The sequence below is a fragment of the Sorangium sp. So ce119 genome (assembly GCF_051524405.1).
Lineage (GTDB): Bacteria > Myxococcota_A > Polyangia > Polyangiales > Polyangiaceae > Sorangium > Sorangium cellulosum_G.
Map to the genome: position 1 here is coordinate 5648658 of NZ_CP150310.1, position 26924 is coordinate 5675581.

A 26924-nucleotide genomic window follows, 5' to 3' on the forward strand; every position below is an offset into this window, starting at 1 on the left:
CTGCCTGTGAACGCGCCCCGCGCCCGGGGCGCCAGCGATGAGAGGGAGCCCACCATGAAATACATGCTGATGATGAACACCCCGCACGGCGGGCCGTACCAGGTTGCAAGCTGGCCGCAGAAGGATCTCCACGCGCACATCGCCTTCATGAAGAGCTTCCACAAGAAGCTCAGCGACTCGGGCGAGCTCGTGGCCGCCGAAGGCCTCTCCGGGCCCGACCAGGCCAGGCTCGTGCGCGCCGGCAACGACGGCAAGCCGATCACCGACGGCGTCTTCCCGGAGACCAAGGAGTTCCTCGCCGGATACTGGATCGTCGAGGTCGACACCCCCGAGCGCGCCTGCCAGATCGCCGCCGAGGCCTCCGCCGCGCCCGGCCCCGGCGGCGCGCCGCTCAACATGGGGATCGAGGTCCGCGAGGTGATGAGCGCGCCCCCCAACGATCTGCTGTGACCCCTCCGTCACGCGACGCCCGCGCCGAGCGCCTGCTGCGCGACCTCGCGCCGCAGGTGCTCGGCGCCGTCCTCCGGCGATTCCGCGACTTCGCCGCCTCCGAGGACGCCGTCCAGGAAGCGTTGCTCGCCGCGGCCACCCAGTGGCCGCGCGACGGCGTGCCCGACGAGCCGCGCGCCTGGCTCATCCAGGTCGCGTCGCGCCGGATCACCGATCACGTCCGGAGCGAGGCCGCCCGCCGCCGCCGCGAGGCGCTCGTGATCAGCCTCGTGCCGCCGGAGCAGCAGATCGCCCTCGCCCCCGACAGCGACGAGACCCCCGAGCACGACGACACGCTCGCCCTGCTCTTCATGTGCTCTCACCCCGCCCTGTCGCCGTCCTCCGCCATCGCGCTCACGCTCCGCGCCGTCGGCGGCCTGACCACCGCCGAGATCGCCAGAGCCTTCCTGGTCCCCGAGGCCACCATGGCGCAACGGATCAGCCGGGCCAAGCAGAGCATCAAGGCCTCCGGCGTGCCGTTCCAGATGCCCACGCCCGAGGAGCGCGCGCAGCGCCTCGGCGCCGTGCTGCACGTGCTCTACCTGATCTTCAACGAGGGCTACACCACGAGCGCCGGCCCCGAGCTGCACCGCACCGACCTGTCGAGCGAGGCGATCCGCCTCATGCGCGCCGTGCACGCGCTCCTCCCGGACGACGGCGAGGTCGCGGGCCTGCTCGCGCTGATGCTGCTGACCGACGCGCGTCGCGCGGCGCGCACCGGGCCGGCGGGCGAGCTGATCCCCCTCCATGAGCAGGATCGGCGCCTGTGGGATCAGCGCGCCATCGCCGAGGGCGTCGCGCTCGTCACCGCGGCGCTGTCGAGGGGAGCCATCGGCGCCTATCCGCTGCAGGCCGCCATCGCGGCGGTGCACGACGAGGCGGCGCGCGCCGAGGACACCGACTGGCCCCAGATCCTGGCGCTCTACGGCGTGCTGATGCGGATGTCCGACAATCCGATGGTCGCGCTCAGCCACGCGGTCGCGACGGCGATGGTGCACGGCCCTCGCTCAGGGCTCGATCTGCTGAACGCCCTCGACGCCGACCCGCGGCTCGCGGGGCATTACCGCCTCGACGCCGTCCGCGCGCACCTGCTGGAGCGCGCCGCCGATCACGAGGCCGCGATCGCGCACTACAGACGAGCGGCCAGCCGCACGACGAGCCTCCCGGAGCAGGCCTACCTGGCGACGCAGGCGGCGCGGCTGAGCGACGCCCTGAAGTGAGCGGCAGGCGCCGGCGCGCGTCACCGCGCCCGACCCGACCGGCTTTCCTGTCGAGGATCGACCGGTTGACCCGGAAGATGCTCGCGCCTAACCGGTCGCCATGTCCAGCGCAAGCGACGCGTCCATGGCGCGTTACGCCCGGGAGCTCGAGGTCGCGACGGCCGCGTCGCGGGCCGCCGGCGAGGTGATCCTGGCGCTCTACGGGCGCGCCGCGGTCTCGGAGAAGCCCGACGGGTCCGTGGTGACGGAGGCGGATCACGCCTCGGACGCCGCGATTCGCGCCGCGCTCTCGTCGGCGTTCCCGGGCGACGCCCTCCTGACCGAGGAAGGAGCGGACGATGCTGCGCGGCTCGCCAGAGACCGCTGCTGGATCGTCGACCCCATCGACGGGACAGCGCAGTTCGTCGCGCGCACGGGCGATTTCGATGTGTTCATCGCGCTTGTCGTCCGTGGCGCGCCGGTCGTCGCGCTGTCCTACCAGCCGACGACCGGGCTCCTCCTGAGCGCCGTCGCCGGGAGCGGCGCCTGGATCGAGCGCCCCGGGCAGGAGCGCCGGCCGCTCCGCCTCTCCTTGGGCGGCGGGCGGCCCGTGATCGCCACCAAGGGCTGGCTCGGCGCTCCGGACAACCTCCCTCGCCTGCAGCGCGTCGCGCCGCGGCTGGGGGCCGCGCACGTCGTCGAGGCGACGCGGAGCCTCTGCGCCCGCGCGCTGCTGCCCGGCAAGGGCTCCATCGACGCGATCGCCGGTGTTCCCGCCGGCCGCCGCCTCGGCGCCTGGGAGTGGGACATCGCCGCGGTCGATCTTATCGTCCGGGAGGCGGGCGGCGCCGCCACCGACCTCGCCGGCAACCCGCTCCGCTACAACCGGCCCACGCCGCGCCTCGATGACGGGCTGCTCATCAGCCGATCTCCCGTCCTGCACGAGCAGCTCCTCTCGACCCTCGCCCAGGAGCCGTGAGGTCCGCGAGGGCTGCCCGGCTCACGCCTGTAGACCTCCTTCCAATATCGGTGTTCGGACGAGACCAGACGAGGAGAGGCGATGAACCGCCAGGACTCCAGGACGCCGGGCGGCGCTACGCGGACACCAGGCCCCGCCGCCCTTCTCCCTTCGCCTTCGGCCGCGCGGCCTGCACGTCCACCGGCAGTCGCCTGGCGCTGATCATCGCCGTCGGGCTGAAGAACTCGCGCTCACCGTCGCGCGCCACCGCGATGGACCGGTACCGGTCGAGCAGGATCTCCAGCGCGATCTTCGCCTCCAGCCTGGCCAGCGGGGCGCCGAGACAGAAATGGATGCTGTACCCGAAGCTCAGGTGCGGGTTCGGCTTGCGGTGGATGTTGAACCGATCGGGATCCTCGAACTGCGCGCTGTCGCGGTTGGCCGAGACGAGCCACAGAATCAGGATCTGATCCGCCGGGATCCGCTTCCCGCCGAGCTCCACCTCGGCGGTGGTCCGCCGGGCGAGCCGCGGGAACGGCGGGCGATAGCGGAGCACCTCCTCGATGGCCGCCGGGATCGCCGAGGGGTCGGCCCGGAGCTCGTCCGCGGCGGCGGGGTTCTCGTCGAGGCAGAGGATCGCATTGCCGACGAGCGCTGTCGTCGTGATGTGCCCGGCGATCAGCAGCAGGCCGACGAAGCCCACGATCTCCTCGTCCTCGAGGCGGTGGCCGTCGACCTCGGCGCACACCAGCTTGCCGATCAGATCGTCGGTGGGCCGGGCGCGACGCTGCCTGATGTGCGAAAGCAGGTAGTCGTTCATCTCCCGCAGCGTCGGGGCCATCCGGTTCATCATCGCCTCGTCCGGCATCGCGCCCGTGTCCTCCCTCGACAGCAGCGAGTCGGCCCACCGCCGGAACGAATCCCGGTCCGCGACCGGGATCCCGAGCAGCTCGGCGATCACGATCACCGGCAGCGGATACGCCAGGGATCCCACCAGATCGAAGCGCTCGGCGTCGCCGACGCCGTCGAGCAGCTCGCTCGTGAGCGCCGCGATCCGCGGCGCGAGCCCGGACACCATGCGCGGCGTGAACGCCTGGCTCACCAGATCGCGGAGCTTCCGGTGCATCGGAGGGTCCATCCGGACGAAATTGCCCCGGGAGAACAGCTCGAAGTCCGCCTGCGGCGGGATGAACCTGGACATGTCCGACGAGAACGTCGCCGGATCGGACAGCACGCGGAAGATCTCCGCGTGACCGAAGAGCTGCCAGATCCGCTGCGTCTCGTCATGATGAATCGGGCTGGACTCCCGCGCATGGCGTAGCCAGGCCAGGAGCGGGTCCAGCGCGGGCTGGTTCGGATGGGCGATCGCGTCGGTCGTGCTCATGGTGGATCACTCCTCGGGGCTCCCCCGCGTTGAGGTCGAATTCCCTTGTACGAACTGCACGTAATCAGCGCGTAACCGCACGAACATGTCGATGATCCCGGGCGCGAGCGCGCGGAGGACCGCGGGATCGGGGGGATCCGGGGGCTCGAAGGCGTTGCGCACCATCGCCGCGACGATCTCGGCCCTCTCGTCCAGCGACCGCCGCTCCTCGGGCGGCAACATGGGATCGAGCAGGTAGAAACCGAACATCGAGGCGTTGATCGCATAGAACTGGTCGTCCGCGGCCATGTCGGTGCGCAGCAGGCCGTGCGACCGGAGGAGCGCAAAGTGGCCGCGGAACGAGGCGAACTTGCGGCCCCGGAGCGGCCGCACCGTGCTCTCCTCGAGAAGGCCGCCGAGCACCTCCGTGTCCCCGGTGAACATCGCCTGCAGCAGCGGGAACTCCTTCAGCAAAAGGAGCGTCCTCCGCAGCAGTCGGTGCAGCAGGATCTCCGCAGGATCCTCGCGGATCGCCGCGATGAGGCCGGCGTACAGCTTCACCGAGTCGCGCGCGAGCACGGCGAGGAAGAGCGCCTCTCGCGTCCTCCAGTGCAGGTAGACAGTCCCCTTGCCGATACCAGCCCGCTTGGCGACCTCATCGATCGTGACGCGCTTGTACCCCCAGCGGAGCACCAGCTCCGCCGCTGCATCCAGAATCCGCTCGGCCCGCTGCCGGTGCTTCGAGATCTCCCCTTCGGTCAAGCGCATGCTCCATCGTGGACGTTTGACCAATTTTCTAAATTGGTCAAACGTCGAGACGTCAATGTAGCGCGCCCGCCGGGCTGGTCAACCCGGCGGGCGCCGCTCGCCGCAGGGGGCGCCGTCAGCCTTCGAGGTACGAGCCGAGCTCTCGCTGCCGCGAGCGCATCCGGAGCTTCTCGAGCAGCTTCGCCTCGATCTGGCGGATGCGCTCGCGCGTCAGCGAGAAGGACTGCCCGATCTCCTCGAGCGTCTCGTCCTCGTTGCCGTCGAGGCCGAAGCGGCGCCGCAGGAGCTCACGCTCGCGCGGCTGCAGCGAGTCGAGCAGCTCGCGCGTCTGCTCGATCAGGCGGCGCCGGGCCAGCATGTCGGCGGGCGTGGGCTCGTCGCCGGCCAGCAGATCGCCGTACCGGGTGTCCCCCTCCTCGCCGATGGGGGCGTCGAGGCTGAGCGGGTCGAGCGCGAGCTCGCCGATCATGCGCACCTTCTCCACCGAGAGGCCGCTGCGCTCCGCGACCTCCTCGACCGAGGGCTCGCGGCCGCGCTCCTGCACCAGATCCCGCCGGGCGCGCACCACCTGGCTCCGGATCGCGGTGAGGTGCACCGGCATGCGCACGGCCTTGCCCTGGTTGAGGACCGCCCGCTTGATCGCCTGCTTGATCCACCACGCGGCGTAGGTGCCGAAGCGATGGCCGCGGCGGTACTCGAACTTGTCGGCGGCGCGGATCAGGCCGAGGTTCCCCTCCTGCACGAGGTCGAGCAGCGGGACGCCGAAGCGCTGGTGCTCCCGCGCGATCGCGACCGCGAGGCGCAGGTTCGCCTGGACGAGCTCGGACTTCGCCTGGGCCACGGCGCGGCGCGCCCGGGCGATCGCCGCGATCGTGGCCTGGATCGGCGCGCGCTCGGCCCCCGTCGCCTCGGCCACCGCCGTGCGCAGGCTCCGCTCGATGCGCTCCTCGAAGGCGGGATCGAGGCGCAGCTCCGCGAGGCCCGCGGCGAGGCCCGCGAGCGCGATCTCCTGGTCCTCGCCGGTCCGCTCCCCGGCATGGAGCGAGCGCGCCAGATCGAGCAGCCCCGCGAGCCGCTTCAAGCACGCTTCCGCGTCGACATCGCTGGCGTCGGACTCGCACAGCAGATCCCGGATGCCGAGCGCCCCCACATGCACGTCCTCCGCCGTCCAGGCGAGCTCGCGCAAGGCGATCGGCGAGCGGACCCAGGCCTCGACGCACGCGAGCGCGCCCGCCTCGATGCGGCGGCCGATCGCGACCTCCCCCTCGCGCGTCAGCGGCTGGCTGCCGGCGAGCGAGCGGAAGTAGAGCTCGGTCGCGCCCGGCGCGACGTGCCCGGCCGGAGCCCGGCCGCGGCGCGCAGGAGCGCGCTCGCCCGCCTGCTCCTCCGGGGAATCGATGACAACGGGACGACTCGATTCGGGCTCGCTCGCAGAGAGCGAGGGACGGAACCTCATTCAGTGCGCTCCAGTGTTGCCGCTGCGTCGTGCCTGCCCCCGGAGGTGCAGGGAGATACGAGCAGCGAGGCGCCTCGATACTCTATCCGCTATGGACGTAAACAGAAAATCGAAGGGCTAGCCTACTGCCGCCCTTTTACGGCATTTTTCTTGGTTGTTCCACCGCTCCGCGCGCGTCGTTTGCATCTGGGCGGCGGCGCCGGCGCGCGCGCGGGGTTCTCGGCGCGGAGGAGCGCGCGCCGGGGGCATCCTCCGGGATGGGCGGCGTCGGCTCAGCCCGTTGCGAGGCCGGTCGAGCCCGCGTGTGCCGGGCGCTCGACCGGGGGTGACCGGCGTGCTCGTGGCGAAGAGCGGCCGGCTCTCGGATCATGCCGGCTGAGCTCCGTGGCTGTGCGGCGTTCACCGAGGGTCTCCCCCCGGATGTCGAGAACTGGCCATCACCCCGCCGGGCGGACCGCCGCGAGCTCGTGACGACGGCGGCGCCGCCCCCGGGTAAACTCCTCGCAAGAGGGAAATTCCATGCGATTGCTCGTCTCTATCGACTCGTGGGGTGCGAGGTTGCTCTCGGTGCTGGCGATCGCGCCCGCCCTGAGCTGCGGTGGCGTCACGACCGGAGGAGGGTCGGGCGGGAGCTCGGCGGAAGGATCGGGCGGAAGCCCGGCCGCGGGCTCGGGAGGGAGCCCGGCGGTGGGCTCGGGAGGGAGCTCGGTCGATGGCCCCGCCGGGAGCACGGGGAGCGTGACGCCGGAAGGTCCGCCGTTCGCGTGCGACGATCCCGAGCCCATCGTCGTCGCGGGCGTGGACACCGGGTACGTGCGCTGCGCCGGCGGCTGGATGCACCGCGCCAAGGTCGTCGCCTGCCCCAGCGCGCTCCCGCGCGAGGAGGCGTGCTCGGACCCGAGCGGCGCCGCGGGGAGCTGCAAGACCGACGCCGACTGCACCGACCAGCCGCACGGCTACTGCAACGCCGCGACCGGAGGCGACGTGCTGCCAGGGTGCTACTGCAACTATGGGTGCACGACCGACGCCGACTGCGGCGAGGGGCAGATCTGCCTCTGTGGCGATCCGGTCGGGCAGTGCGTGCTCGCGCAGTGCACGAGCGACGACGACTGCGGCGGGCTGCTCTGCTCCACCTACGTCCTGAACCCCGGCTGCGGCGGGACCGGCTTCGCCTGCCAGACGTCCGCCGACGAGTGCGCCAGCGACGACGACTGCGTCGGGGAGGAACAGTGCTCGCTCGAGGCCGGGCGCCACGCCTGCACGCCGCAGATCTGCGTGATCGGCCGGCCGTTCCTCGTCGAGGGGGTCGCGCGCACCGCCGAGCCCGCCGCGCGCGACGACTGGCGGGCCGCAGCCCCGGGAGCGACGCCCCGCCGCGAGGCGCTCTCGCCCGAGCAGCAGGCGGCGCTCGCCGCGCACTGGACCCGCGCCGCCCTGCTCGAGCACGCGTCGATCGCGGCCTTCGCGCGCTTCTCGCTGCAGCTCCTCTCGCTCGGCGCGCCGCCCGAGCTCGTCCACGCGGCGCAGGCGGCCATGGGCGACGAGGCCGAGCACGCGCGCACGTGCTTCGAGCTCGCGAGCGCCTTCGCCGGCCGCGGCGTCGGCCCGGGGCCCCTCGCCATCGACGGCGCCCTCGGCGGCGACGGCGCCCGCGAGATCCTGGTGACCACCTTCCGCGAGGGGTGCGTCGGCGAGACCGTCGCCGCGATCGAGGCGGCAGAGGCCGCCCTCCACGCGACGGATCCCACGATCCGGCGCGCGCTCGAGAAGATCGCCGAGGACGAGACGCGGCACGCCGAGCTCGCCTTCCGGTTCACCGCCTGGGCCCTCGAGCGCGACCCCTCCCTGGCGAGCGCCGTCCTCGACGAGCTCGCCGCCGCGCGCGCGGAGCCCCCCGCCCCGCGCGAGGCCGACGGCGGCGGGCCGCTGCTCGGCTTCGGCGTGCTCTCGGCGCAGCACCGGCGCGCGATCCGGGAGCGCGCGCTCGCGCAGGTCATCGCGCCCTGCGCGCAGGCGCTGCTCGCGCGCGAGCGCGACGAGCGGCGCGCGCCGCGCGCCACGGCCGGCGCTCAGCGCGAGGAGACCGAGAGCTTCGCGATGAAGAGCTGACCGTCCGCGACCTCGGGCTCGCAGTTCAGGAGCCTGAAGTCGTCGCTGAAGGTGCCCGCCAGGAAGATGTCCGTCCCGGAGACGACGAGCGCCTGGATCTGCTGGAGCCCGGCGCCGGCGAGCGCGCCGCTCCACTCGACCTCGCCGGTCGTGGCGTTGAGCCGCGCGAGGAAGAGGTCGCCCTCGACGCCCTCGCCGGTGAGCTCCGCGTCGTCGGTCTTCATCTGCTGCTGGAAATGCCCGGCCACGACGATCTTCTCGGACGTGTCGGTCCCGACCGCCTGCGCCGACTGGGCCAGGCTGCCCCCGAGGTGCTTGGCCCACCGGGAGACGCCGCGCCGATCGAGGTGCGCGACGAAGCCGTCCTCGTCGGTGGAGACGAACCCGCCGTCAGGCTCGCCGGCGAGGTCGATCCCCCCCGTGAACGAGCCGGCCAGGACGACGCCCTCCTTGTGCACCGCGACGGCGCTGGCGCGCTGATCGCCGGGGAGCGACGAGTAATGCCGGTACCAGAGGCCCGCGGCGCCGGCGCTCGGCGGGTCGCAGATCCACGCCGTGGGGAACGACGCGAGCACGGCGTCGACGCCGTCGGCGGCCTCGTCGCCGGACGGCAGCCCGCGCTCGGCGCCGGGAAAGCCGAGGTTCACGCGGCCCTCGAAATCGGCGACCACGAACGCCTCGCCGGCGTCCACGCGGAGCGCGCGGGGCCGGTAGCTCGCCCCCTCGCGGCCCGAGAAGACGCCGTTGCACGCGCTCGAGAGCGTCTGTCCGTCGTGGCTGGCGAAGCCCATGTCCGCCCCGCCGTTGAGCGACGTCAGGACGAGCACGCGATCGCCGTCCACGGCGACCGCCCTGGCCTCGTCGAGGCGGCTGGAGCCGTGGGTCGCGCAGGCCGCGGGCCCGCCTGGATCGCTCTTGTCGAGCCGCGCAACGAAGACGTCGCCGTCGCCCGCGCCCTCCGGGAGCGCGCAGTCCGCGCCGAACGCGAGGCTGCCGGTGAAGTCGCCCGCCACGTAGACGCCGCTGTCGCCGAGGGCGATCGCGGTCGCCTGATGGACGCTGGTCGCGACGTCGTTCTCCGCGTTCCCGAAGCGCCCGCTCCAGAGGTGATTCCCGTCCGCCGCGAGGTGCGCCACGAAGACGTCCTTGCCCCCGCCGCCCGCCCGGAGCGCCGCGCCGCCCGCGACCGCGAGGGTCCCCTGGAAGCCGCCCGCGACCCACAAGGTGCCGTCCCTGTCGGCCGCGATCCCGCCGAGCGTCGTGTCGGCGTCGCCGAAGGGCATCGCCCACTGGCACGTGTACCCGGGCTCGCTGGACGTGCCTCCCCCGACGCCCTGCTCGCCGATGCGCTCGATGCCCGCGATGTCCGCGCACCCCGCGGCGCTCGCCGCGAAGAGGGCGCTCGCCAGCCAGAGCAGGGCGCGCCGTTCGAGCGTCCTCCTCATCAGAACACCCCGACGACGGCGCCGCCGAGGACGCCCGGCGCGATGTGCACGCGGGCGCTCGCGCGCGGGCCGTCCGGGGGCAGCGTCCACCAGAGGACGGCCGTGCCGGCGAGCGCCGCGCCCGCGGCGATGAACGAGAAATCGGAGACGGTCGCGTACGACATCGCCCTGCTCGACAGATCGGGCACCGGCTGCGCGCAGTCCCGGTAACGCGCCGGATCCCTGCACGCCGTCCCGGCGGCGTTCTCGACCTTGTCCCACGTGGAGATCGCGAGAGCGCCAAACGTGCTTCCGAGCGCGATGCCCGCCAGCGCGAGCCCGCCAGTCACCCACATCAGGTTCCGGTGGATCGGATCGGGCCGCGCGCCGTACGGCGCCTGCGTGCGCCGCTCGATGACGCGGGGCGCAGGCGGCGCGTCCTCTGCCGCGAGCTCGGGATCGAGCGCCGGGATCTGGACCTCGACGAGCTGTCCTGGCTGGCTCGCCTCGACCTCGCGCGAGAAGGCCTGCGTGCCCGGCGCGATCGCGGTCACCCGGTGCTTGCCCGGATCGACGGGGCGGGCGGCGCCGAGCAGGCCGCGCGCGTCCACGCCGTCGAGCCTCACCACGAGCCCCGGCAGCGCCTGCACCTCGGGCGACGCGACGATCGCGAGCTTCGGGAGCCGCTGCTCCATCGCCGCCGCGCGCCCGCGGGCCTCCGCCGCCTGCCGCGGGTCGCCGCCCGCTCCCTCCGGCGCCGCCGCGACCTCGGCGTAGAGGGCCCACGCGCTCGCGAGGCGCCCCGTGGCCTCATGGCACCTCGCGAGCTCGAGCTTCGTCCCGGCCGACGGGCTCAGCCGGTCGCTCTCCTCGAGCTTCGGACAGGCCGACTCGGGCCGGCCGCTCGCCATGAGCTCCCCCGCCTCCCGGCGGAGCTGGTCGGCCCGCGCGCGCTCCCCGATCGTCGTCGGCTCGGCGCCGGCCGGGGCCGCCGGCGCCGAGGCGGCCAGCGCCACGGCGAGCCCGAGCGCGAGGCGGCCGAGGCCCCCCGGCGCCGCGCGACGCGCGCCGCCCCCTGCGCCACGCGCCAGGCGGCGGGACCTTCTGCACATCTCTTCAGGCATCGAGTCCCCAGGAAGGTCGGCGCGCAGCACCCGCTCCGGATCGGCGCGCTGGACCGCGACGACCGATAACAGGGCACCGCGAGGAGCGCCAGGGCGAAAGGCGCCCTGGGCTCCCCGCCCGCCGGTGCCCTGGTCGGGCGCGCGGCCCGCGCTCGACCCCATCAACCCCTCACGCCGCATGCGAGACGGGTTTGGCCGCCCGACGACTCCCCTCCATCCCTGGCGCGTTGCGCGCGGCGCGTGCCGGCTCCGGGGGACCCGGAGAGAGAGGTCGCCGACGAGGAGGAGGCGCGGCGCGCCGGCGAGCTCGGGGCGAAGCTCCTCGCGGCGCGGGAGCTGGAGAGGCGCGGCCTGCCTGACCTTCGATCCGCGCGGCCGTTGCGCTAGCGTTGCGCGTCCGCTTCCGGTCCCGCCCTCGTCCCCCCTCGTCGAGCGTACCGGCTGGAGCGCTCTCGCGAACAGGTGCCCTGATGTCCTCCGTGCCAGCCCCGAAGAAGAAGCGGCCCAAGAAGCTCGCCAAGAAGGCCGTGAAGAAGACCGCGGCCCCGCTGCCTCGCCGCGACGAGGCGTGGATCGGCGGCTTCTTCTCCCTGCGCGCGTTCGTGCACGAGGGCGACGAGGCGTACCGCCCCGAGGCGGTCGTCTGGATGACCGAGCGCGGCCTCGTGCTGAGCTGCGCCGCGCTGCGCCCCGGCGACGTCGTGGCGGGCGCGGTCGACAGCTTCGAGGCCGCCGCCAGGGAGCCGCTGGACGGCGAGGCGCGCCTGCCCGCGCGCGTGCGCGTGGCGTCGCCCGCGCTCGCGGACGCGCTGCGCGCGCGGCTCGGCGCGACGGTCGAGGTCCGCGTCGCGCCGACGCCGGAGATCGACGTCGTCGCCGAGGACCTGGAGGAGCACCTCGGCGCGCGCGACGGCCGGCTGACGCCGAGCTTCCTCGGGGGCGGCATCGAGGCGCCGGCGATGGCGTCGTTCTTCCGCGCGGCGGCCGCGCTCTACCGCGCGGCGCCCTGGAAGGCCGTGCCCAGCGACGCCGACATCATGGCGCTGTCGATCCCGTCGCTCGGCGCGCGCGACCTCGCGCTGTGCGTCGTCGGGCAGGCCGGCCAGAGCCACGGCGTGCTGCTCTTCGAGAGCGCGCAGGGGTTCGAGCTCTACCTCGCCGAGACCGCGAAGCTCCCGGACGCGCCGCCCGCCTCGCTGCCGGCGAGCTTCTTCTCGCTGAGCTTCGACCGCGCCGGCGACCTGCACCCGGCGCTGCGCGCCGAGGTCGCCGAGCAGCGCTGGGAGCTCGCCGATCCCGACACGTATCCGATGCTCGCGATGGTCGACGAGGACCTGATCGGCCGCAAGCCGACGCCCAAGGAGCTGACCGCCTCCGAGGCGCTCGCGCTCGGCCTGGTCGAGCTGATGAAGCGGCGCAAGGAGGTCGTGAAAGCCTTCCGCGGCGGCGCCCCGGTGGACGCGACCTTCGTGGTGGAGACGCAGGCGGGCCCGGTGGAGGTGCTGTTCGGCGCGCCGCACCCGGCGCGGCGCTGATCCGGCGGCGGGCGAGCGGCGGGCGACGACTCAGCGGTTCATGAGCCGGTAGAGATCGGCGTTCAGGATGAACTCGCAGACGACGTTGCCGAACTGGAGGATGTCGCCGCTCCGGAGGGGCACGCCGTCGCCGGCCGGCGCGAGGAGCCGGTCGTTCAGGTAGGTCCCGTTGGTGCTCTTCCTCGCGTGGAGCAGCGGGGTGTCTGCGACGAGGACCGAGATGTGCGCGTGGACCTTGGAGACGGACTGGTCGCGGAGAACGATATCGCTGTTCAAGGCGCGCCCGATGAGGATGCGATCCTGCCAGGGGCTCTCCGGGCGCTTGGTCACGGCGAGGAGCTCGCAGCCGTGGGACGCCACGGACATGCCCGACGAGATCCGGTGGCGGCACAGCGCCGGTTGGCCGGCCGAGCCGGGCGAGGTGCCGGCGAAGAGGGTCTTGAACGACGGAGGAGGCTGGTCCTCGGGGCCGAGCTCCCGGAGCAACCAGGCGTGAGGGTACCTTCGATCGAAGGCCATCCGTGAGAGCGCGCGGCTCTGGGCACAAAGGGTCGCGAAGGTCAACATGAGCGGATCGTCCCCCAGGTTCCGTGCTGTTCGAGCGACGGGGCCCGGCCGGGCGGCGCGCGGCCGGTCCGGCGGGGCCTGATAAGGCGGTTATACATCAGTCCACGACGGGATCACCGGGGGCCACGCCGCGCCGTGTGGTCGAAAATTCAGGCGCCGCGCGGACCACAGGTCGGTACTCGCCATACCCGGCTGACGCGCGGCTCACATGCGAGGCGCGCGCGACGCACATGCGGCTCACGTGGCGCGCTCGCGCGGCGTACCCACGTGCGCTCCCAGGTACCTCCACGGGGCGAGGGCCGGCGGCAGCGCCGTCGGACACGCGGATCCGGACGACGCGCTCCATGCCCGATGGGAGCGAGGAGAGAGGCCGAAGAGCGGATTGAAATCACGCACCCACGACGACTCGCGGGATCGCTTCGCGGGGCGATCACGGTATGTTGCCGCCGTGACCTCCTCCTACAATGTCCAGCACGCGCCGGTCGGCGCCTTTGCCTCCTTCACGCTCGGCAGCTTCGACCGCCGGGGCGGCTTCGCCTCCCAGGTGGGCCGCCCGGGAGACTCGAACCTCTACATCGGCTACCGCGAGGGCGACGGGGACCTCTTCCTCCTCCCCTACTTCGAGACGGCCCGCGGCCCGGACGTCCCGTTCGGCGTCACGTTGTCGCGCGACACGCGCATGCGCCGCGTCTTCGGTGCGCAGGACATCCGCCGCGAGCTCGGCTGGGCCAGCGACACGATCCGCGCCGGCAGGCTCACGCTCGCCATCTACTCGCCCTTCGGCCCGATCCCCGACCCGCGCACGGCGCCGCCCGCCGAGGTCGCCGCGCGGTCCTGCCCGGCGCTCATCGCGCGCATCGAGCTCGATAACACCGGCCGCTCCGAGCCCCTGACGGGCGTGTTCGCGCTCGAGGCGCCGAGCCTGCGCGACCTCGAGACGGCGAGCGACGGCCGCCTCGTCGGGGTCGCCCACGGCCGGCGCTGGGGCTTCGCGGTTCGCCCCGAGGCCGGCGTCCGCGCCTTCCAGGCCTTCTCGCCCGAGCACGCGTTCGACGGCAGCGCCGATCGCCTGTTCCGCCTCGGCAAGACCGGCGGCCTGCTCATCGAGGTCCCCCCGGGCGAGAAGCGCGAGGTCTGGATCGCGCTCGGGTTCCACGACGCCGGCGCGATCACGACCGGCATCGAGGCGCGCTACGCCTACACCCGCTACTTCAAGGGGCTCGAGGACGTCCTCTCCTTCGCCCTCGACCGCCGCGAGGCGCTCGTCGCCGAGGCGGCGCAGCGGGACGAGGAGCTCTCGCGCGCGGCGCTCAGCCCCGCCCAGAAGTGGCTGCTCGCCCAGGCGACGCACAGCTACTTCGGCTCGACCGAGTGGCTGGACACCGCGCTCGACGACGCCTCGCCGCCCGCGCCGCTGTGGGTCGTGAACGAGGGCGAGTACGAGATGATGAACACCTTCGATCTCACGATCGATCACCTCTTCTTCGAGCTGCGCTACGCGCCCTGGGCCGTGCGCAACGTCCTCGACCTCTACGTCGACCGCTACAGCTACCGCGACAGGGTGAAGCGCCCCGGCGCGCCCGGCGAGCTCCTGCCCGGCGGCGTGTCGTTCACGCACGACATGGGCATGAGCAACCATTTCTCGCCCGCGGGCAACTCCAGCTACGAGCGGCCGAACCTCGACGCCGCCTGCTTCAGCTACATGACGTACGAGCAGCTCACGAACTGGATCTGCTGCGCCGGCGTGTACGTCGCGCGCACCGGCGACGCGCAGTTCCTCGAGCGCCACGGGGGCCTCTTCGCCGAGCTGCTCGCGAGCCTGTCCCACCGCGACGCGCCGGAGCCCGGCGCGCGCACCGGCGTGATGGCGCTCGACAGCGATCGCTGCGGGACCGGCGCCGAGATCACGACCTACGACTCGCTCGACCACTCGCTCGGGCGCGCGCGCGGCAACCTCTACCTCGCCGGCAAGGGGTGGGCGTCGTACGTGATCCTCGCGCACCTGCTCGAGCGCCGCGGCGACGCCCAGCGCGCCGCGGAGGCGAAGGCGGCGGCCCGCAAGGCCGCGCGCGCGATCGCGGCGGCCTTCGACGAGCGATCGGGCTACATCCCCGCGCTGCTCGACGGGGGCTCGACGAGCGCGATCATCCCCGCGATCGAGGGGCTGCTCTACCCGCACGTCATGGGTCTGCTCGACGCGGGCGGCGAGCACGGCGAGCTCATCCAGGTGCTCCGCCGTCACCTGAGCGCGGTGCTCAAGCCCGGGCTGTGCCTGTTCCCCGAGGGCGGCTGGAAGCTCTCGAGCAGCAGCGACAACTCGTGGGCGAGCAAGATCGCCCTCTGCCAGCACATCGCGCGCGCGGTGCTGAAGGTCGACCTCCCCGACCCCGACCGCCACGAGGAGGCCCACGTCCGCTGGCAGATCGAGGGCTCCGGCTACTGGGCCTACTCCGACCAGATGCAGCGCGGCGTGCCCGTCGGCAGCCGCTACTACCCCCGCGGCGTGACTGCCATCCTCTGGCTCGACGAGGCCCCCTCGGGGCAGAAGCAGGTGCGTTCATGAGAGTTCTCGTCATCGGCGGGACGGGGCTCATCTCGACGGCCATCGTCGAGCAGCTCCTCGCGCGGGGCGATCGGGTCACGCTCTTCAACCGGGGCGTGACGGCGCGGCGGTTCGAGGGAGACGTCGACGTCATCGTCGGTGATCGCTGGAAATACGACGAGTTCGAGCGCGAGATGCAGCAGCGCACGTTCGACGCCGTGATCGACATGGTCGCCTTCGGGCCGGAGAACGCCGACTCGCTGCTGAGGGCGTTCTCGGGCCGCGCGGGCCACCTCGTCGTCTGCTCGACGGTGTGCGTCTACGGCGGTCCCCTCACGCGCTCGCCGGCGACCGACGACGAGCCGCACCGCCCCGTGACGAAGTATGGCCACAACAAGTCGCGCATCGAGTCGACGCTGCTCGCGGCGAACGGCCAGGGCGGGCTGAAGACAACGATCCTGCGGCCGTCGTTCACGACCGGCGAGGGGCACACCGCCCTCGGCGCGCTCTACTTCGACGACTCGATGGCCGACCGCGCGCGCCGCGGCCTCCCGCTCGTCGTCCATGACGACGGCGCGACGCCGTGGGCCATCGCGCACGTCTCCGATGTGGCCCGGGGGTTCGTCAACGCGCTCGGCAACGAGAAGGCCTACGGGCAGGCCTACCACCTCACGAGCGACGAGCACACCACCTGGGGCGGCATCTTCGCCGCGCTGCAGGAGGCCGCCGGCGGCAAGTCCCCCGTGGTTCCGATCCCGACCGACTGGCTCTACGACGTCGCCCCGCGCCGCATGGTCGGCGTCAAGTTCATCTATCAATACGGGTCGATCTTCGACAACAGCAAGGCGGCGCGCGATCTCGACTTCCGGACCACCGTGCCGCTGGTCGAGACCTTCCGCCGCCAGATCGCCTGGTCGGAGCGCGCCGGGACCTACCGGCGCGCCGGGGAAGAGCCCCTGCAGGACGCCCTGATCGACGCGTTCACGAAGGGCGAGAAGCCCGCGCCGGGGCAGGTGCACGACTACAATCCCTGGGGCAACGAGCCCGAGTCCTGATCCGCGCCGCCGCGCGGATCAGGGGATACGAGGGGTGGCTTCACCATCTCTCGACGCCTCCGCACGAGAACCTTCCGCCGATCGCCCTCGCCGGCGCCCCCTCGGGATGCACCTGGGTGAGTTGAATTTCTACCAGGTGCGCAGCTAACTCGCCGATGCCTCGTGAAGCTCGATCGGGTTGCCGTCCGGATCTTCGATCTGGATCTGCGCGCCCCCCATGCCGCGTTCGATATCGTTTCGGAAGGGTGTCCCGGCCTCACCGAGTCGATCGATGATCGCGGCGAGATCGTCGACGTAGAGGACGACGCGGTTCCAACCGCCGGCGACCTGAGCGCGACCGTCGGGCATCGGGCGCGCACCGGAGCTGCCGGGCCCGCTCAGGAGCAAGCGCAGGTCACCGCGCGAGACCGTCGCGAACGCCGTGCCGACCTGCAGATCGAGCCCGAAGCCGAGCTGCTCGGTGTAGAAGCGAACGGCGCGATCGACGTCCGTGGTCTGGTAGCGGACCACTGCCGAGGTGGCATCGGGGCCTCCCGTCGCCGAGGTCGACTCCGCCGATGCCTCGTGAAGCTCGACCGGGTTGCCGTCCGGATCTTCGATCTGGATCTGCGCGCCCCCCATGCCGGTCTCGATGTCGTTCCGGAAGGGTGTCCCGGCCTCACGGAGTCGATCGATGATCGCGGCGAGGTCGTCGACATAGAGGACGACGCGGTTCCAACCGCCGGCGACCTGAGCGCGGCCGTCGGGCATCGGGCGCGCGCCGGAGCTGCCGGGGCCGCTCAGGAGCAAGCGCAGGTCACCGCGCGAGACCGTCGCGAACGCCGTGCCGGCCTGCAGATCGAGCGCGAAGCCGAGCTGCTCGGTGTAGAAGCGAACGGCGCGATCGACGTCCGTGGTCTGGTAGCGGACCACCGCCGAGGTGGCATCGGGGCCTCCCGTGGCCGCGGTCGATTCCGTGGTGTGGGACATGCAGCCACCGAGGGAGAGCATGACCAGGAAGAGGATGAGCTTGAGGACGATCTTCATGAGCCGACTCTGGTGTCCGCGTGCGCCGCGGTCTTGGATAAATTGGAAGCCGCGGGCCCGAGCGCACGAACCGACAGCCGTCATCCGTGCATGAAAGGGGCCGCCTTCACCCCGCAGCCTGCGGGGCTATCTATTGACGCCCCACTGCGCCGGGACGATGCTCCGGCCCTCGCATGAAGCATTGGAACCGATACGCCAACTGGCTGCTGCTCGCAGCCCTGACCATCCCTGTCCCCGCCTGCGGGGACGACTCCACAGATCCCCCGGCTGACCCGACAGGGTCGGGCGGGTCGGCCGGCGGCGCCACGACCGGGACCGGCGGCGGCGGCGAGGGCGGCTCCGGCGCGGGCACGACCACCGGCACCAGCACCAGCACCGGCACCGGCGGCGGCGGCGGCGCGGGCGGCGAGACCGCGTCGGTCGAATGGCCGACGGTGACGAGCGAGATCCCGCTCGACCCCGAGATCGAGGACGCCATCACCGAGCTGCTCGCGCAGATGAGCGTGGCGCAGAAGGTCGGTCAGATGGTCCAGGCCGAGATCCTGGCGATCACGCCGGACCAGGTCCGGGAGTACCACATCGGTTCGGTGCTGAACGGCGGCGGCTCCTGGCCGGGCGGCTCCAAGCACGCGACCGCGGCCGACTGGGTCGCGCTCGCGGACGCCTATCACGCGGCCTCCACCGACACGACCGGCGCGCCCGGCGAGCACCTCGGCATCCCCGTCCTCTGGGGCGTGGACGCGGTGCACGGCCACAACAACGTGATCGGCGCGACGCTGTTCCCGCAGAACATCGGGCTCGGCGCCATGAACGATCCCGATCTCATCGAGGAGATCGGCGCCATCACCGCCACCGAGGTCGCCGTCACCGGGCTCGACTGGGCCTTCGCCCCCACGCTCGCCGTGGTGCGGGACGACCGGTGGGGCCGCTCCTACGAGGGCTACTCCGAGGATCCGGAGATCGTGAAGAGCTACGCGGGCCGGATGATCCGGGGCCTGCAGGGCCGACCGGCGGACAGCGCGGACCTGTTCAGCGGCACGCGCGTCGTCGCGACCGCCAAGCACTTCATGGGCGACGGCGGGACCGAGCAGGGCAAGGACCAGGGCAACACCGTCTGCTCCGAGGAGGACCTGCGCGACATCCACGCCCAGGGCTACTTCTCCGCGCTCGAGGCGGGCGCGCAGACCGTGATGGCGTCGTTCAGCAGCTGGAACGGCGACAAGATGCACGGCCATCAGTACCTGCTCACCGACATCCTCAAGGGCCAGCTCGGCTTCACCGGCTTCGTCGTCGGCGACTGGAACGGGCACGGCCAGCTCCCGGGTTGCAACAACTCGCAGTGCGCCGCGGCGATCAACGCCGGGGTGGACATGATCATGGTGCCCAACGACTGGATGGCGTTCATCGAGAACACCATCGCCCAGGTGCAGAGCGGCGAGATCCCGACGGCCCGCATCGACGACGCGGTGACCCGGATCCTGCGCGTGAAGATGCGGGCCGGCCTCTTCGGCCCCAGGGCGAGCAAGGGCGCCCCCTCGACCCGGCCGGCCGCCGGCGACGCCACGCTCCTCGCCGCGCCGGAGCACCGGGCCGTGGCGCGCGAGGCCGTGCGCAAGTCGCTCGTCCTGCTCAAGAACAAGGGCGGCGTCCTGCCGCTCAGCAAGTCGATGAACGTCCTCGTGGCCGGCAAGACCGCGGACAGCATCGAGAACCAGTCCGGCGGCTGGACGCTGACCTGGCAGGGCACCGGCAACACCAACGCCGATTTCCCGAACGCGCAGTCCATCTACGCCGGCATCGACGAGGCGATCACGGGCGCCGGGATGAACGGCACCGCGACCCTGAGCCCCGACGGCACCGCCGCGGCCGACACCTTCGACGTCGCGATCGTTGTCATCGGCGAGACGCCCTACGCCGAGGGCCAGGGCGACATCGGCAAGTTCGAGACGCTCGAGCACGCCAATGCCCACCCCGAGGACCTCGCCGTCATCGAAACCATCCGCGCCCAGGCGCCGGGCGTGCCCATCGTCACGGTGTTCGTGTCGGGCCGCCCGCTCCACACCAACAAGGAGATCAACCGATCGGACGCGTTCGTGGCGGCCTGGCTGCCGGGCAGCGAGGGCGGCGGCGTCGCCGACGTGCTCTTCGGCGATCACGAGTTCCAGGGCAAGCTGTCGTTCTCGTGGCCCTCGGCCGACTGCCAGACGCCCATCAACAAGGGAGACGGCGAAGAGCCGCTCTTCCCGTATGGCTTTGGCCTCATGACCACCGACGCCGACGTGCTCGGCGACGATCTGCCCGAGGTCTCCACGGGCCACGGCTGCGCGGCCCCGGACCCGGGAATGGCCGGCACCACGAACGAGCCGCTCGAGATCTTCGTGGATGGCGACGAGAAGGGCGATTACGTGCTGCGCATCGGCGGCCCCTCGAACTGGGGCGGCATGGAGGTGGGCATGGGGGCCACCCTGCCCGACGGCGAGGTCAGCGTGAGCACGGTCGACGGCGAGATCCAGGGCAGCGCCAAGCAGGTGACCTGGAGCGCGACGGGCCAGATATACGCGCAGGTCTCGGCGGGAGCGCCCGGGGTCGACCTGTCGCCCTACTACAACTCGGAGACGTCCATCGTCTTCCGGGCGCGCGTCGATGCGCCGCCCCAGGGCACGCTGGTCACGCTGGCGGCCCACTGCGAGTATCCCTGCTCCGGCGACATCAACATCGCTGGCACGCTGACCTCCATCGCGGACGGGCAGTGGCACGAGGTCTCCGTCCCGCTGAAGTGCCTGACGGACAGCGGGCTCGACATCACCAACGTCAACACGCCCTTCCTGATCTACTCGGATTCGCCGATGGACGTGGCGATCGAGGACGTCCGCTGGGAGCCCTTCACCGCCGGCCCCACGCCGACCTGCACGTTCTGAGCCTCTGGATCCCGATCCCGAGGGGCAGGTCCATCGCGAGCTCCAGCGACGCGCCGGCACGCGACCACCGCGCGCCGGCGAGCTCGGCGGAGTGCGCGATCAGGGCAGGTCCTCGAGAGGATCGGTCTTGCCCACGCCCGCGTGCTCCAGCACGAGCGCCTTGACGGCCGCCGAGCCGTCGAGCGGGTAGTCGTACGGGGCGGTCCAGGTGCAGTCCTCACCGGACTCCTGCGTCCCGCTGGTCTCCTCGAACACGTTGTCGATGCGGTGCGTGCCGCCGGCCGGGCTGTCGAGCGTGGTGATCGGGTTCTTGACCTTGAAGAAGTGGTTTCCCTCGACCCGCAAGCAGGCGCCGACGCGCGAGTTCACCCCCGACGTGGGGACGTTCTCGAAGTAGTTGTTGAAGACGTGGCCGTTGCCGCCGCGGTAGCTCGGGAGGCGCGAGTTCACGTTGTTGATGCGGTTGTGGTGGAAGGTGATGCGGCGATCGCTGTCGTCGTTGTCCGACGAGCCGACCAGCATGCCTTTCCAGTGGTCGTGCAGGTAGGTCCACGAGATCGTGATGTCCGAGGACTCGTGGGTGGCGTCGATGAGGCCGTCGTACTTGTCCTTGTCGGAGTTCACGGCGGGAGAGTCGGCCCAGAGCTCGCAGTGGTCGATCCAGACGTTGTGGCTCTCGTCCATGTGGATGCCGTCGCCGTTGCCGCTGCTGGCGAGCACGTGGTGGATCTTCAGGTTGCGGACGATGATGTTCGACGACCTCCTCAGGTTGAGCCCGATCCCCTCGAGCTCTCCGCTCGTCCCGACCCCCACGATGGTCTTGTCCGAGGCGACGTCCACGTCGTCGCCGCTGCCGCTGATCTTGCCGGTGATCTGGATGATCAGGGCGCCCGGCCTCGCGGCCTCTGTCCTCAGGTCGTCGAGCGAGCTCACGGACACGACCTCGCCGCCCTTGCCGCCGGTGGTCCCGTCGCCGGTCGTGGCGTAGCCGTAGAGCCGGAAGTCCGCGCCGCCGGGGCTGCCGCCGGTGCCGGAGCTGTCCGAGCCGCCGTCGCCGCCGCCGCCGGTGCCACCCGTGCTGCCGCCCGTGCCGCTGGCGCCGCCGCCTTCACCGCCGCCGCCGGTGCTGGCGGTCGCGCTCCCGGAGCCGCTGCTGCCCGCGATGCTCCCGCCTGTGCCAGCGCTGCTGCTGGAGCTGACGCTCGCGCTGCTGGTCGGCTGGCCCTCGTCGTCGTCTGACGGCCCTGACGCTTCCGTGCCGCAGCCGACCGCCGAGAACCCGACCGCGAACAACGCAGCCAGGACAACCTGAGTTTCGCACTTCATGAGCAAGCGACCTTTCCGTGATGAGCCAAGCGGATCGCGCGGCGCAGAGGAGGAGCCGGACAGCGCGCGGGCCGTTCCCGGCGACTCCATGGCGACGCACGCGCCCTTGAATCAGCAACGCACATGCCAGCAGCTCCGAACGGACAGGGGCCGCCCCGATGCGCGCGTCGCTCACGGCATCTCCCGCGGAGACGGTCGCGCCGCTCGTCCTTCCCCGGCACCGCGCGCGGCGCCCTGGGCCGAGGCCGCGTCAACCCGGGGTTGACACGGTGGACACGCGCAGTCACCGCGGCGCGGCCCTCGCCCGCTCAGTCTGCTGCGGTGTTTCCAACCCCGGTGTCGCCGGGCTCACCGCCGCGAACCGCGGCGAGGCTCAAGGGCCGATACGTACGAGCCCGACCCGGTCGAGCATGGACCCATCCTCGCGGCACTCGAACGAGACGATGTGCTCCCCGGGATCGAGCGCGAAGGTGAGCAGCGCTGTGTCGGTCGCCTTCGCGTCGCTGACGATGTCGTCGTGGAACTCGGCGCCGGTGAAGTCGTACTGGTATCCCAGCGTCGGCTCGTAATCCATGCGGACCAGGAACGAGTTGTCCTTGCCGTCGTCGGGCCCCTCGGCGACCGTGGCCGTGATCTGGTACGTGCCGGCCTCGCTGACCTCGAACGAGCAGTCGACCCGGTCGGCATTGCAACCCGCGTCCTCGGGGACGACCACGTAGCGCCCACCGCTCGCCTCCGGGTGGGCCATCCGCGTGAACCTGCCGTAGAGGAGGCAGCCCTCGGCCTCGCGCATGTCTCCTCCGCCGCTCGCCGCGCCCCCGCCTCCGCCGCTGGACGCGCCCCCGCCCCCGCCTCCGCCGCTCGCCGCGCCCCCGCCTCCGCCGCTGGACGCGCCCCCGCCCCCGCCTCCGCCGCTCGCCGCGCCCCCGCCTTCGCCTCCGCCTCCGCCTCCGCCGCTCGCCGCGCCCCCACCTCCGCCGCTCGCCGCGCCCGCACCCCCACCTCCGCCGCTCGCCGCGCCCACACCCCCGGCGGAGGCCGATGACGTGTCCCACGCCGCGGACAGCCCCTCGAGCGAGCAGGCGGCACAGGCCAGGAGGGGCAGCAACGCCCCCCAGCGCCCCCGCCGCGGCGGGCGCGCGTCGGCCACCGTCGCGCGCTCCGGGGAGGCTCGCCCCGCACCGGCTGCCGCGCGACATCCCGTCTCCGCCCCGGGTCCCGGTATCGCTTTCACCTCCCACCACCTTAGCAACACGCGCACCACCGGCGCGACACAAGATGTCGACACGCCCCCTCCGCGGTCCGCTCGAAATCGCGGCCCGAGCGGCGCCCCGGCGGCGCCGCGCCGACCGGGAGCTTCAGCGCGCCGCAGGACGCGCGTAGTCCTGCGCGCGGAAGAACACCCCGTGGACCTCGCCGTCGACAAGCGCCGGCACCAGCGCACCCGGCAGGACGGACTCGACGTCGTTCGGCGCCTTCGGCCCGCCGAGGTCGGTCCGCAGCCAGCCCGGGTCGAGCAGGTTCATGAGAACCCCGGTGCCGCGCAGCGAAGGGACGGTGTCGCGAACGAACTTGTCGAGCGCCGCCTTCGACGCCGCATACGCCATCAGCTCGGGCTGGTCCTGGATCCCGGACGTCACCTGGACGATGCGCCCCCAGCCGCGCTTCAGCATCGTCGGCAGCAGCCGGTACGTGATCCGGATCGGGCTGATCACGTTCACCTCGAAGCTCAGCCGGTAGTCCTCCGCCGGCGTCTCCGTGTAGGTGACGCGGAACGGCGTCATGATCGCGGCGTTGTTGTACAGGATGTCGATCCCGCCCGACGCCGCGATGGCGTCGTCCACCAGGCGATCGACCGCCCCCTGATCCGACAGCTCACCCGAGACGGCGCTCACCCGGACGCCCTTGCCGGCGAGCTCCCGCTCGAGCTCCCGCGTGTGCGCCGCGTCGCGGCTGTGCAGGACGACATTGCAGCCGAGCCCCGCGAGGCCGCGCGCGATCTGCGTCCCGATACCCCGGCTCGCGCCGGTGACCAGCGCCCATTTCCCTTGGATTTCCACCGTCATGGCAGCGCCGTTATGACAGAAGTCCGTCCCCGCTGGCACATGAAAGCCTCCCCAGCAGCACCGATTGCTGATCGGGTGCTGCTGGAGCAGCAGCGCAACCCGGGCTCGGCCGGGGGACGCCCCGGCAACCGCGCGAAATCTCAGGGTTCCTGCGTGGCACGGCGGCTGCCTGATGCCCGCGTTTGCATCCAGGTGCGATTTTCTCGCCGAATCCCATGCAACTGGAATCGACCCGTACCGTCCTTGGCGAGCCGGAAGGCATCCAGAAGAACCCCATGATCAGGCACACCTCCTTCGCGACCATCCGCTCCGGGCTGCTTGCATGCGCCGCGCTGGCGTGCGCCCTGCTCGGCTGCGATCGCGGCGGCGGTGAGCCGGGCGTCGCGGCCGGGAGCGACGCAGGCGCTCCGGCGCGGGCGCAGGACACGCGCGAGGCGGCTGTCGTGCGCCTCGGCTACCAGAAGATCGGCACGCCCTACCTGCTCAAGGACCGCGCGGACAACCTCAAGAAGGCGCTCGCGGCGAGGAACGCCCGCGCCGAGTGGGTCGAGTTCCCCGCCGGGCCTCCGCTGCTCGAGGCGATGCGCGCCGGCGCCGTGGACGTCGGCCATGTCGGCGAGACGCCCCCTGTCTTCGCGCAGGCGGGCGGCGTGCCCTTCGTCTACGTCGCCACCGATCCTCCGGCCCCGAAGGCCGAGGCGATCATCGTGCCGAAGGGCTCGCCGATCACCAGCGTCGCGGACCTGAAGGGCAAGCGCGTCGCCGTCAACCGCGGCTCCAACGTGCATTACCTGCTGATCCGGGCCGTCGAGAGCGCGAAGCTGACGCTGGACGATCTCCAGATCTCGTTCCTCGCGCCGGCGGACGCGCGGAGCGCGTTCGAGAGCGGCAAGGTCGACGCCTGGGTGATCTGGGACCCGTTCCTGGCCGCGGCGGAGCTCGCCGGTGCGCGCGTCCTCCAGAGCGGCGAGGGGCTGGTCGACAACCACCTCTTCTACGTCGCCCGGCGCGAGTTCGCCGAGCAGCACCCGGAGCTCCTGCGGACGGTGCTCGACGAGTACCAGACCCTCAGCGGCTGGGAACGCGAGCACACGGAGGAGACCTCGCAGATCCTCGCGAGGTCGTCGGGCGTCGCCTACGAGGCGTTCCTCACCTCCGAGCGCCGGCGCGCGTTCGGCCTCCTGCCGATCACGCCCGAGATCCTGAAGAAGCAGCAGGACATCGCCGACACGCTCCACGAGCTCGCGGTCATCCCGCGCGACGTCCGCGTCGAGGACGCCTTCCTGTCGGCGGCCGCGTACGGGGGCGTCCGATGACGGCCGGCCGCGCGCCCGGCGCGCTCGGCCGGGGCCTCGCCCCCTGGGTCGCCCCGCTCGCGCTGGTGCTCGTCTGGGAGGCCCTGTCCCGCCTGCAGATCCTCCCGAAGAGCCTTCTGCCGTCGCCCTCGGAGGTGGTGCTGGCCGCGGTCCACGCCACGAGGAGCGGCGACCTGCCGGCGCACCTAGGCGTCAGCGCGCTGCGCGCGCTCGGCGGGCTCGTGATCGGCGCCGGCATCGGGCTCGTGCTCGGCCTCGCCACCGGCCTCTCGCGCCCGCTCCAGCTCGTCGTGGACGGGCCCCTCCAGATGCTCCGCGCCATCCCCGCGCTGGCGCTCGTGCCGCTCGTCATCCTGTGGTTCGGGCTGGGCGAGACGGCCAAGCTCTTCATCGTCGCGGTGACGGTGCTCTTCCCCGTCTACCTGAACACCTTCCACGGCGTGCGCAGCGTCGACCCGCACATCATCGAGATGGCGCGCGTCTACGACGTCCGCGGGCTCGCGCTCTACCGCGAGGTCATCCTCCCCGGCGCGCTCCCGTCGATCCTTGTCGGCCTCCGCTTCGCGCTCGGGCTCGCGTGGCTCGTGCTGATCGTCGCCGAGACGATCGGCGCGACGCAGGGCCTCGGCTACGTCGCGATGAACGCGCGGGAGTTCATGCAGATGGACCTGCTCGTGCTCACGATCGTGCTCTGGGCGATCCTCGGCAAGCTGGCCGACTCGCTGGCGCGGTGGGCCGAGCGCCAGCTCCTGCCCTGGCAGCCTCGATTGCAGCGAATGGACGCGGGGTGAACATGAGCGTGCCGGTCAATCCTCGCAGCGGCGCACGGGTCCTCCTCGATCGGCTCGAGAAGCGGTTCGGCGACAAGCCTGTCCTCTCGGGCATCGAGCTCGACGTCCGCCCTGGCGAGCTCCTCACCATCGTCGGGCGGAGCGGATCGGGCAAGAGCACCCTGCTCCGCATCCTGTGCGGCCTCGAGGAGCCCACGGGCGGCGCGGCGCGCGTCGTGACGCGCGAGGGCGTCACGGGCGGCGCGGCCGTGCGCGTCGTCTTCCAGGAGCCCCGGCTGATGCCGTGGCGCACGGTCCTCCAGAACGTCTGCATCGGGCTGCCGAGGGAGCGCCGCGAGCGCGCGCGCGACGTCCTCGCCCGGGTCGGCCTGCTCGACCGCCAGGACGACTACCCCGGCGTGCTCTCGGGCGGCCAGCGGCAGCGGGTCGCCCTCGCGCGCGCGCTCGTCCACGACCCCAAGGTCCTGCTCCTGGACGAGCCGTTCGGGGCCCTCGACGCCCTCACCCGCATCGGAGCGCAGCGCCTCGTCGAGTCGCTGTGGGTCCAGCACGGCTTCACGGCCATCCTGGTGACGCACGACGTCCAGGAGGCGGTCCTGCTCGGCGATCGCGTGCTCGTGTTCGACGAGGGGCGCATCGTGGAGAGCGTCGCTGTCGATCTGCCGCGGCCTCGCGCGCGGGAGCTCCCGGAGGTCGGTCGCCTCACCGGCGCCTTGCTCCGGACGATCCTCGCGTCGGGCGACGGCCCGCCGACGACGCCGCCGTCGCGCGCGAGCCTCCCTCCGCACATGGCGGAGCCCCTCCTGGCCGGCGCGGAGTGAGCTGAAGCCTCCTCCCCGTCGTCTCCAGCCTTCCGTCGCGCGTGCGCGTGATCGCTCCGGTCCGCTCGCGA

General features: G+C 72.3%; 21 protein-coding genes. 11 read left to right on the top strand and 10 right to left on the bottom strand.

Features of this window, described 5'->3' with window-relative positions:
- Positions 1-54: 54 nt before the first annotated feature.
- From WME76_RS21280 to WME76_RS21290, 3 genes are all read left to right on the top strand, one after another.
- A complete protein-coding gene (locus tag WME76_RS21280) occupies positions 55-450 on the top strand; it encodes a YciI family protein (RefSeq protein WP_437961902.1) in 396 nt (131 codons plus the stop codon).
- On the top strand, positions 447-1709 hold the full coding sequence (locus WME76_RS21285) for an RNA polymerase sigma factor (RefSeq protein ID WP_437961903.1): 1263 nt from the start codon (positions 447-449) through the stop codon (positions 1707-1709). Before WME76_RS21280 ends, WME76_RS21285 begins: the two co-directional genes overlap by 4 nt.
- Before the next feature lie 100 nt (positions 1710-1809).
- Positions 1810-2667 (top strand): 3'(2'),5'-bisphosphate nucleotidase CysQ family protein, encoded by an 858-nt coding sequence (locus WME76_RS21290; RefSeq protein WP_437961904.1) that lies wholly within the window; start codon positions 1810-1812, stop codon positions 2665-2667.
- A 115-nt stretch (positions 2668-2782) separates the two neighbouring features.
- Here WME76_RS21290 and WME76_RS21295 read toward each other — a convergent pair whose 3' ends face one another.
- From WME76_RS21295 to WME76_RS21305, 3 genes are all read right to left on the bottom strand, one after another.
- Positions 2783-4030, bottom strand: a complete 1248-nt coding sequence (locus WME76_RS21295) for a cytochrome P450 (RefSeq protein ID WP_437961905.1) — start codon at positions 4028-4030, stop codon at positions 2783-2785.
- 6 nt (positions 4031-4036) lie between these two features.
- The gene (locus WME76_RS21300; protein WP_437961906.1) at positions 4037-4777 is read right to left on the bottom strand and encodes a TetR/AcrR family transcriptional regulator; all 741 of its coding nucleotides are present in this window, start codon (positions 4775-4777) and stop codon (positions 4037-4039) included.
- Between the two features lie 115 nt (positions 4778-4892).
- A complete protein-coding gene (locus WME76_RS21305) occupies positions 4893-6233 on the bottom strand; it encodes a sigma-70 family RNA polymerase sigma factor (protein WP_437961907.1) in 1341 nt (446 codons plus the stop codon).
- Positions 6234-6752: 519 nt separating this feature from the next.
- Between WME76_RS21305 and WME76_RS21310 the strand changes: the two genes are divergently transcribed.
- Positions 6753-8342: a ferritin-like domain-containing protein gene (locus tag WME76_RS21310; RefSeq protein WP_437961908.1), complete on the top strand. Its 1590-nt coding sequence runs from the start codon at positions 6753-6755 to the stop codon at positions 8340-8342.
- On the opposite strand, the gene WME76_RS21315 is transcribed toward WME76_RS21310, so the two are convergent.
- Both WME76_RS21315 and WME76_RS21320 read right to left on the bottom strand, forming a co-directional pair.
- Entirely contained in the window at positions 8303-9787 is a 1485-nt protein-coding gene (locus WME76_RS21315) for a hypothetical protein (RefSeq protein WP_437961909.1), read from the bottom strand. The two genes, WME76_RS21310 and WME76_RS21315, sit on opposite strands and share 40 nt — an antisense overlap.
- Positions 9787-10878, bottom strand: a complete 1092-nt coding sequence (locus tag WME76_RS21320) for a hypothetical protein (RefSeq protein WP_437961910.1) — start codon at positions 10876-10878, stop codon at positions 9787-9789. The genes WME76_RS21315 and WME76_RS21320 overlap by 1 nt, the downstream gene beginning before the upstream one ends.
- A gap of 482 nt (positions 10879-11360) precedes the next feature.
- Between WME76_RS21320 and WME76_RS21325 the strand changes: the two genes are divergently transcribed.
- Positions 11361-12425 carry a hypothetical protein gene (locus WME76_RS21325; RefSeq protein ID WP_437961911.1) on the top strand — a complete coding sequence of 355 codons (1065 nt, stop codon included), beginning with the start codon at positions 11361-11363 and terminating at the stop codon, positions 12423-12425.
- Positions 12426-12455: 30 nt separating this feature from the next.
- On the opposite strand, the gene WME76_RS21330 is transcribed toward WME76_RS21325, so the two are convergent.
- Complete coding sequence (locus tag WME76_RS21330; RefSeq protein ID WP_437961912.1) at positions 12456-12992, bottom strand: FHA domain-containing protein; 537 nt, start codon at positions 12990-12992, stop codon at positions 12456-12458.
- 448 nt (positions 12993-13440) lie between these two features.
- On the opposite strand from WME76_RS21330, the gene WME76_RS21335 reads away from it, so the two are divergent.
- Both WME76_RS21335 and WME76_RS21340 read left to right on the top strand, forming a co-directional pair.
- Positions 13441-15555: a glycoside hydrolase family 52 protein gene (locus tag WME76_RS21335; protein ID WP_437961913.1), complete on the top strand. Its 2115-nt coding sequence runs from the start codon at positions 13441-13443 to the stop codon at positions 15553-15555.
- Positions 15552-16589 (top strand): NAD-dependent epimerase/dehydratase family protein, encoded by a 1038-nt coding sequence (locus WME76_RS21340; protein ID WP_437961914.1) that lies wholly within the window; start codon positions 15552-15554, stop codon positions 16587-16589. Before WME76_RS21335 ends, WME76_RS21340 begins: the two co-directional genes overlap by 4 nt.
- Before the next feature lie 144 nt (positions 16590-16733).
- Here the strand turns inward: WME76_RS21340 and WME76_RS21345 are convergent, their stop codons facing one another.
- Entirely contained in the window at positions 16734-17699 is a 966-nt protein-coding gene (locus tag WME76_RS21345) for a VOC family protein (protein ID WP_437961915.1), read from the bottom strand.
- 89 nt (positions 17700-17788) lie between these two features.
- On the opposite strand from WME76_RS21345, the gene WME76_RS21350 reads away from it, so the two are divergent.
- Complete coding sequence (locus tag WME76_RS21350) at positions 17789-20533, top strand: glycoside hydrolase family 3 protein (protein ID WP_437961916.1); 2745 nt, start codon at positions 17789-17791, stop codon at positions 20531-20533.
- A gap of 99 nt (positions 20534-20632) precedes the next feature.
- Here WME76_RS21350 and WME76_RS21355 read toward each other — a convergent pair whose 3' ends face one another.
- The 3 genes from WME76_RS21355 to WME76_RS21365 all read right to left on the bottom strand — a co-directional run bounded on the left by WME76_RS21355 (position 20633) and on the right by WME76_RS21365 (position 23925).
- Complete coding sequence (locus WME76_RS21355) at positions 20633-21859, bottom strand: pectate lyase family protein (protein ID WP_437961917.1); 1227 nt, start codon at positions 21857-21859, stop codon at positions 20633-20635.
- Positions 21860-22232: 373 nt separating this feature from the next.
- Entirely contained in the window at positions 22233-23009 is a 777-nt protein-coding gene (locus WME76_RS21360; protein ID WP_437961918.1) for a hypothetical protein, read from the bottom strand.
- Positions 23010-23217: 208 nt separating this feature from the next.
- Positions 23218-23925 carry an SDR family NAD(P)-dependent oxidoreductase gene (locus WME76_RS21365; RefSeq protein ID WP_437961919.1) on the bottom strand — a complete coding sequence of 236 codons (708 nt, stop codon included), beginning with the start codon at positions 23923-23925 and terminating at the stop codon, positions 23218-23220.
- Positions 23926-24200: 275 nt separating this feature from the next.
- Here WME76_RS21365 and WME76_RS21370 point away from each other — a divergent pair, with 275 nt between their 5' ends.
- From WME76_RS21370 to WME76_RS21380, 3 genes are read left to right on the top strand one after another with little or no spacing between them, the layout of a single operon-like run.
- On the top strand, positions 24201-25241 hold the full coding sequence (locus WME76_RS21370) for a sulfonate ABC transporter substrate-binding protein (protein ID WP_437961920.1): 1041 nt from the start codon (positions 24201-24203) through the stop codon (positions 25239-25241).
- Positions 25238-26032, top strand: a complete 795-nt coding sequence (locus tag WME76_RS21375; RefSeq protein WP_437961921.1) for an ABC transporter permease subunit — start codon at positions 25238-25240, stop codon at positions 26030-26032. The genes WME76_RS21370 and WME76_RS21375 overlap by 4 nt, the downstream gene beginning before the upstream one ends.
- A 2-nt stretch (positions 26033-26034) precedes the next feature.
- Positions 26035-26853, top strand: coding sequence for an ABC transporter ATP-binding protein (locus tag WME76_RS21380; protein ID WP_437961922.1), 819 nt, complete (start codon positions 26035-26037; stop codon positions 26851-26853).
- Positions 26854-26924: the final 71 nt, after the last annotated feature.

What these genes read in the sequence shown, in the direction of transcription:
- WME76_RS21280 (WP_437961902.1), top strand. Translation starts at nt 55, where the DNA reads ATGAAATACATGCTGATGATGAACACCCCGCACGGCGGGCCGTACCAG.
- WME76_RS21290 (WP_437961904.1), top strand. Translation starts at nt 1,810, where the DNA reads ATGTCCAGCGCAAGCGACGCGTCCATGGCGCGTTACGCCCGGGAGCTC.
- WME76_RS21295 (WP_437961905.1), bottom strand. Translation starts at nt 4,030, where the DNA reads ATGAGCACGACCGACGCGATCGCCCATCCGAACCAGCCCGCGCTGGAC.
- WME76_RS21300 (WP_437961906.1), bottom strand. Translation starts at nt 4,777, where the DNA reads ATGCGCTTGACCGAAGGGGAGATCTCGAAGCACCGGCAGCGGGCCGAG.
- WME76_RS21305 (WP_437961907.1), bottom strand. Translation starts at nt 6,233, where the DNA reads ATGAGGTTCCGTCCCTCGCTCTCTGCGAGCGAGCCCGAATCGAGTCGT.
- WME76_RS21310 (WP_437961908.1), top strand. Translation starts at nt 6,753, where the DNA reads ATGCGATTGCTCGTCTCTATCGACTCGTGGGGTGCGAGGTTGCTCTCG.
- WME76_RS21315 (WP_437961909.1), bottom strand. Translation starts at nt 9,787, where the DNA reads ATGAGGAGGACGCTCGAACGGCGCGCCCTGCTCTGGCTGGCGAGCGCC.
- WME76_RS21320 (WP_437961910.1), bottom strand. Translation starts at nt 10,878, where the DNA reads ATGTGCAGAAGGTCCCGCCGCCTGGCGCGTGGCGCAGGGGGCGGCGCG.
- WME76_RS21325 (WP_437961911.1), top strand. Translation starts at nt 11,361, where the DNA reads ATGTCCTCCGTGCCAGCCCCGAAGAAGAAGCGGCCCAAGAAGCTCGCC.
- WME76_RS21330 (WP_437961912.1), bottom strand. Translation starts at nt 12,992, where the DNA reads ATGTTGACCTTCGCGACCCTTTGTGCCCAGAGCCGCGCGCTCTCACGG.
- WME76_RS21340 (WP_437961914.1), top strand. Translation starts at nt 15,552, where the DNA reads ATGAGAGTTCTCGTCATCGGCGGGACGGGGCTCATCTCGACGGCCATC.
- WME76_RS21345 (WP_437961915.1), bottom strand. Translation starts at nt 17,699, where the DNA reads ATGACGGCTGTCGGTTCGTGCGCTCGGGCCCGCGGCTTCCAATTTATC.
- WME76_RS21350 (WP_437961916.1), top strand. Translation starts at nt 17,789, where the DNA reads ATGAAGCATTGGAACCGATACGCCAACTGGCTGCTGCTCGCAGCCCTG.
- WME76_RS21355 (WP_437961917.1), bottom strand. Translation starts at nt 21,859, where the DNA reads ATGAAGTGCGAAACTCAGGTTGTCCTGGCTGCGTTGTTCGCGGTCGGG.
- WME76_RS21365 (WP_437961919.1), bottom strand. Translation starts at nt 23,925, where the DNA reads ATGACGGTGGAAATCCAAGGGAAATGGGCGCTGGTCACCGGCGCGAGC.
- WME76_RS21370 (WP_437961920.1), top strand. Translation starts at nt 24,201, where the DNA reads ATGATCAGGCACACCTCCTTCGCGACCATCCGCTCCGGGCTGCTTGCA.
- WME76_RS21375 (WP_437961921.1), top strand. Translation starts at nt 25,238, where the DNA reads ATGACGGCCGGCCGCGCGCCCGGCGCGCTCGGCCGGGGCCTCGCCCCC.
- WME76_RS21380 (WP_437961922.1), top strand. Translation starts at nt 26,035, where the DNA reads ATGAGCGTGCCGGTCAATCCTCGCAGCGGCGCACGGGTCCTCCTCGAT.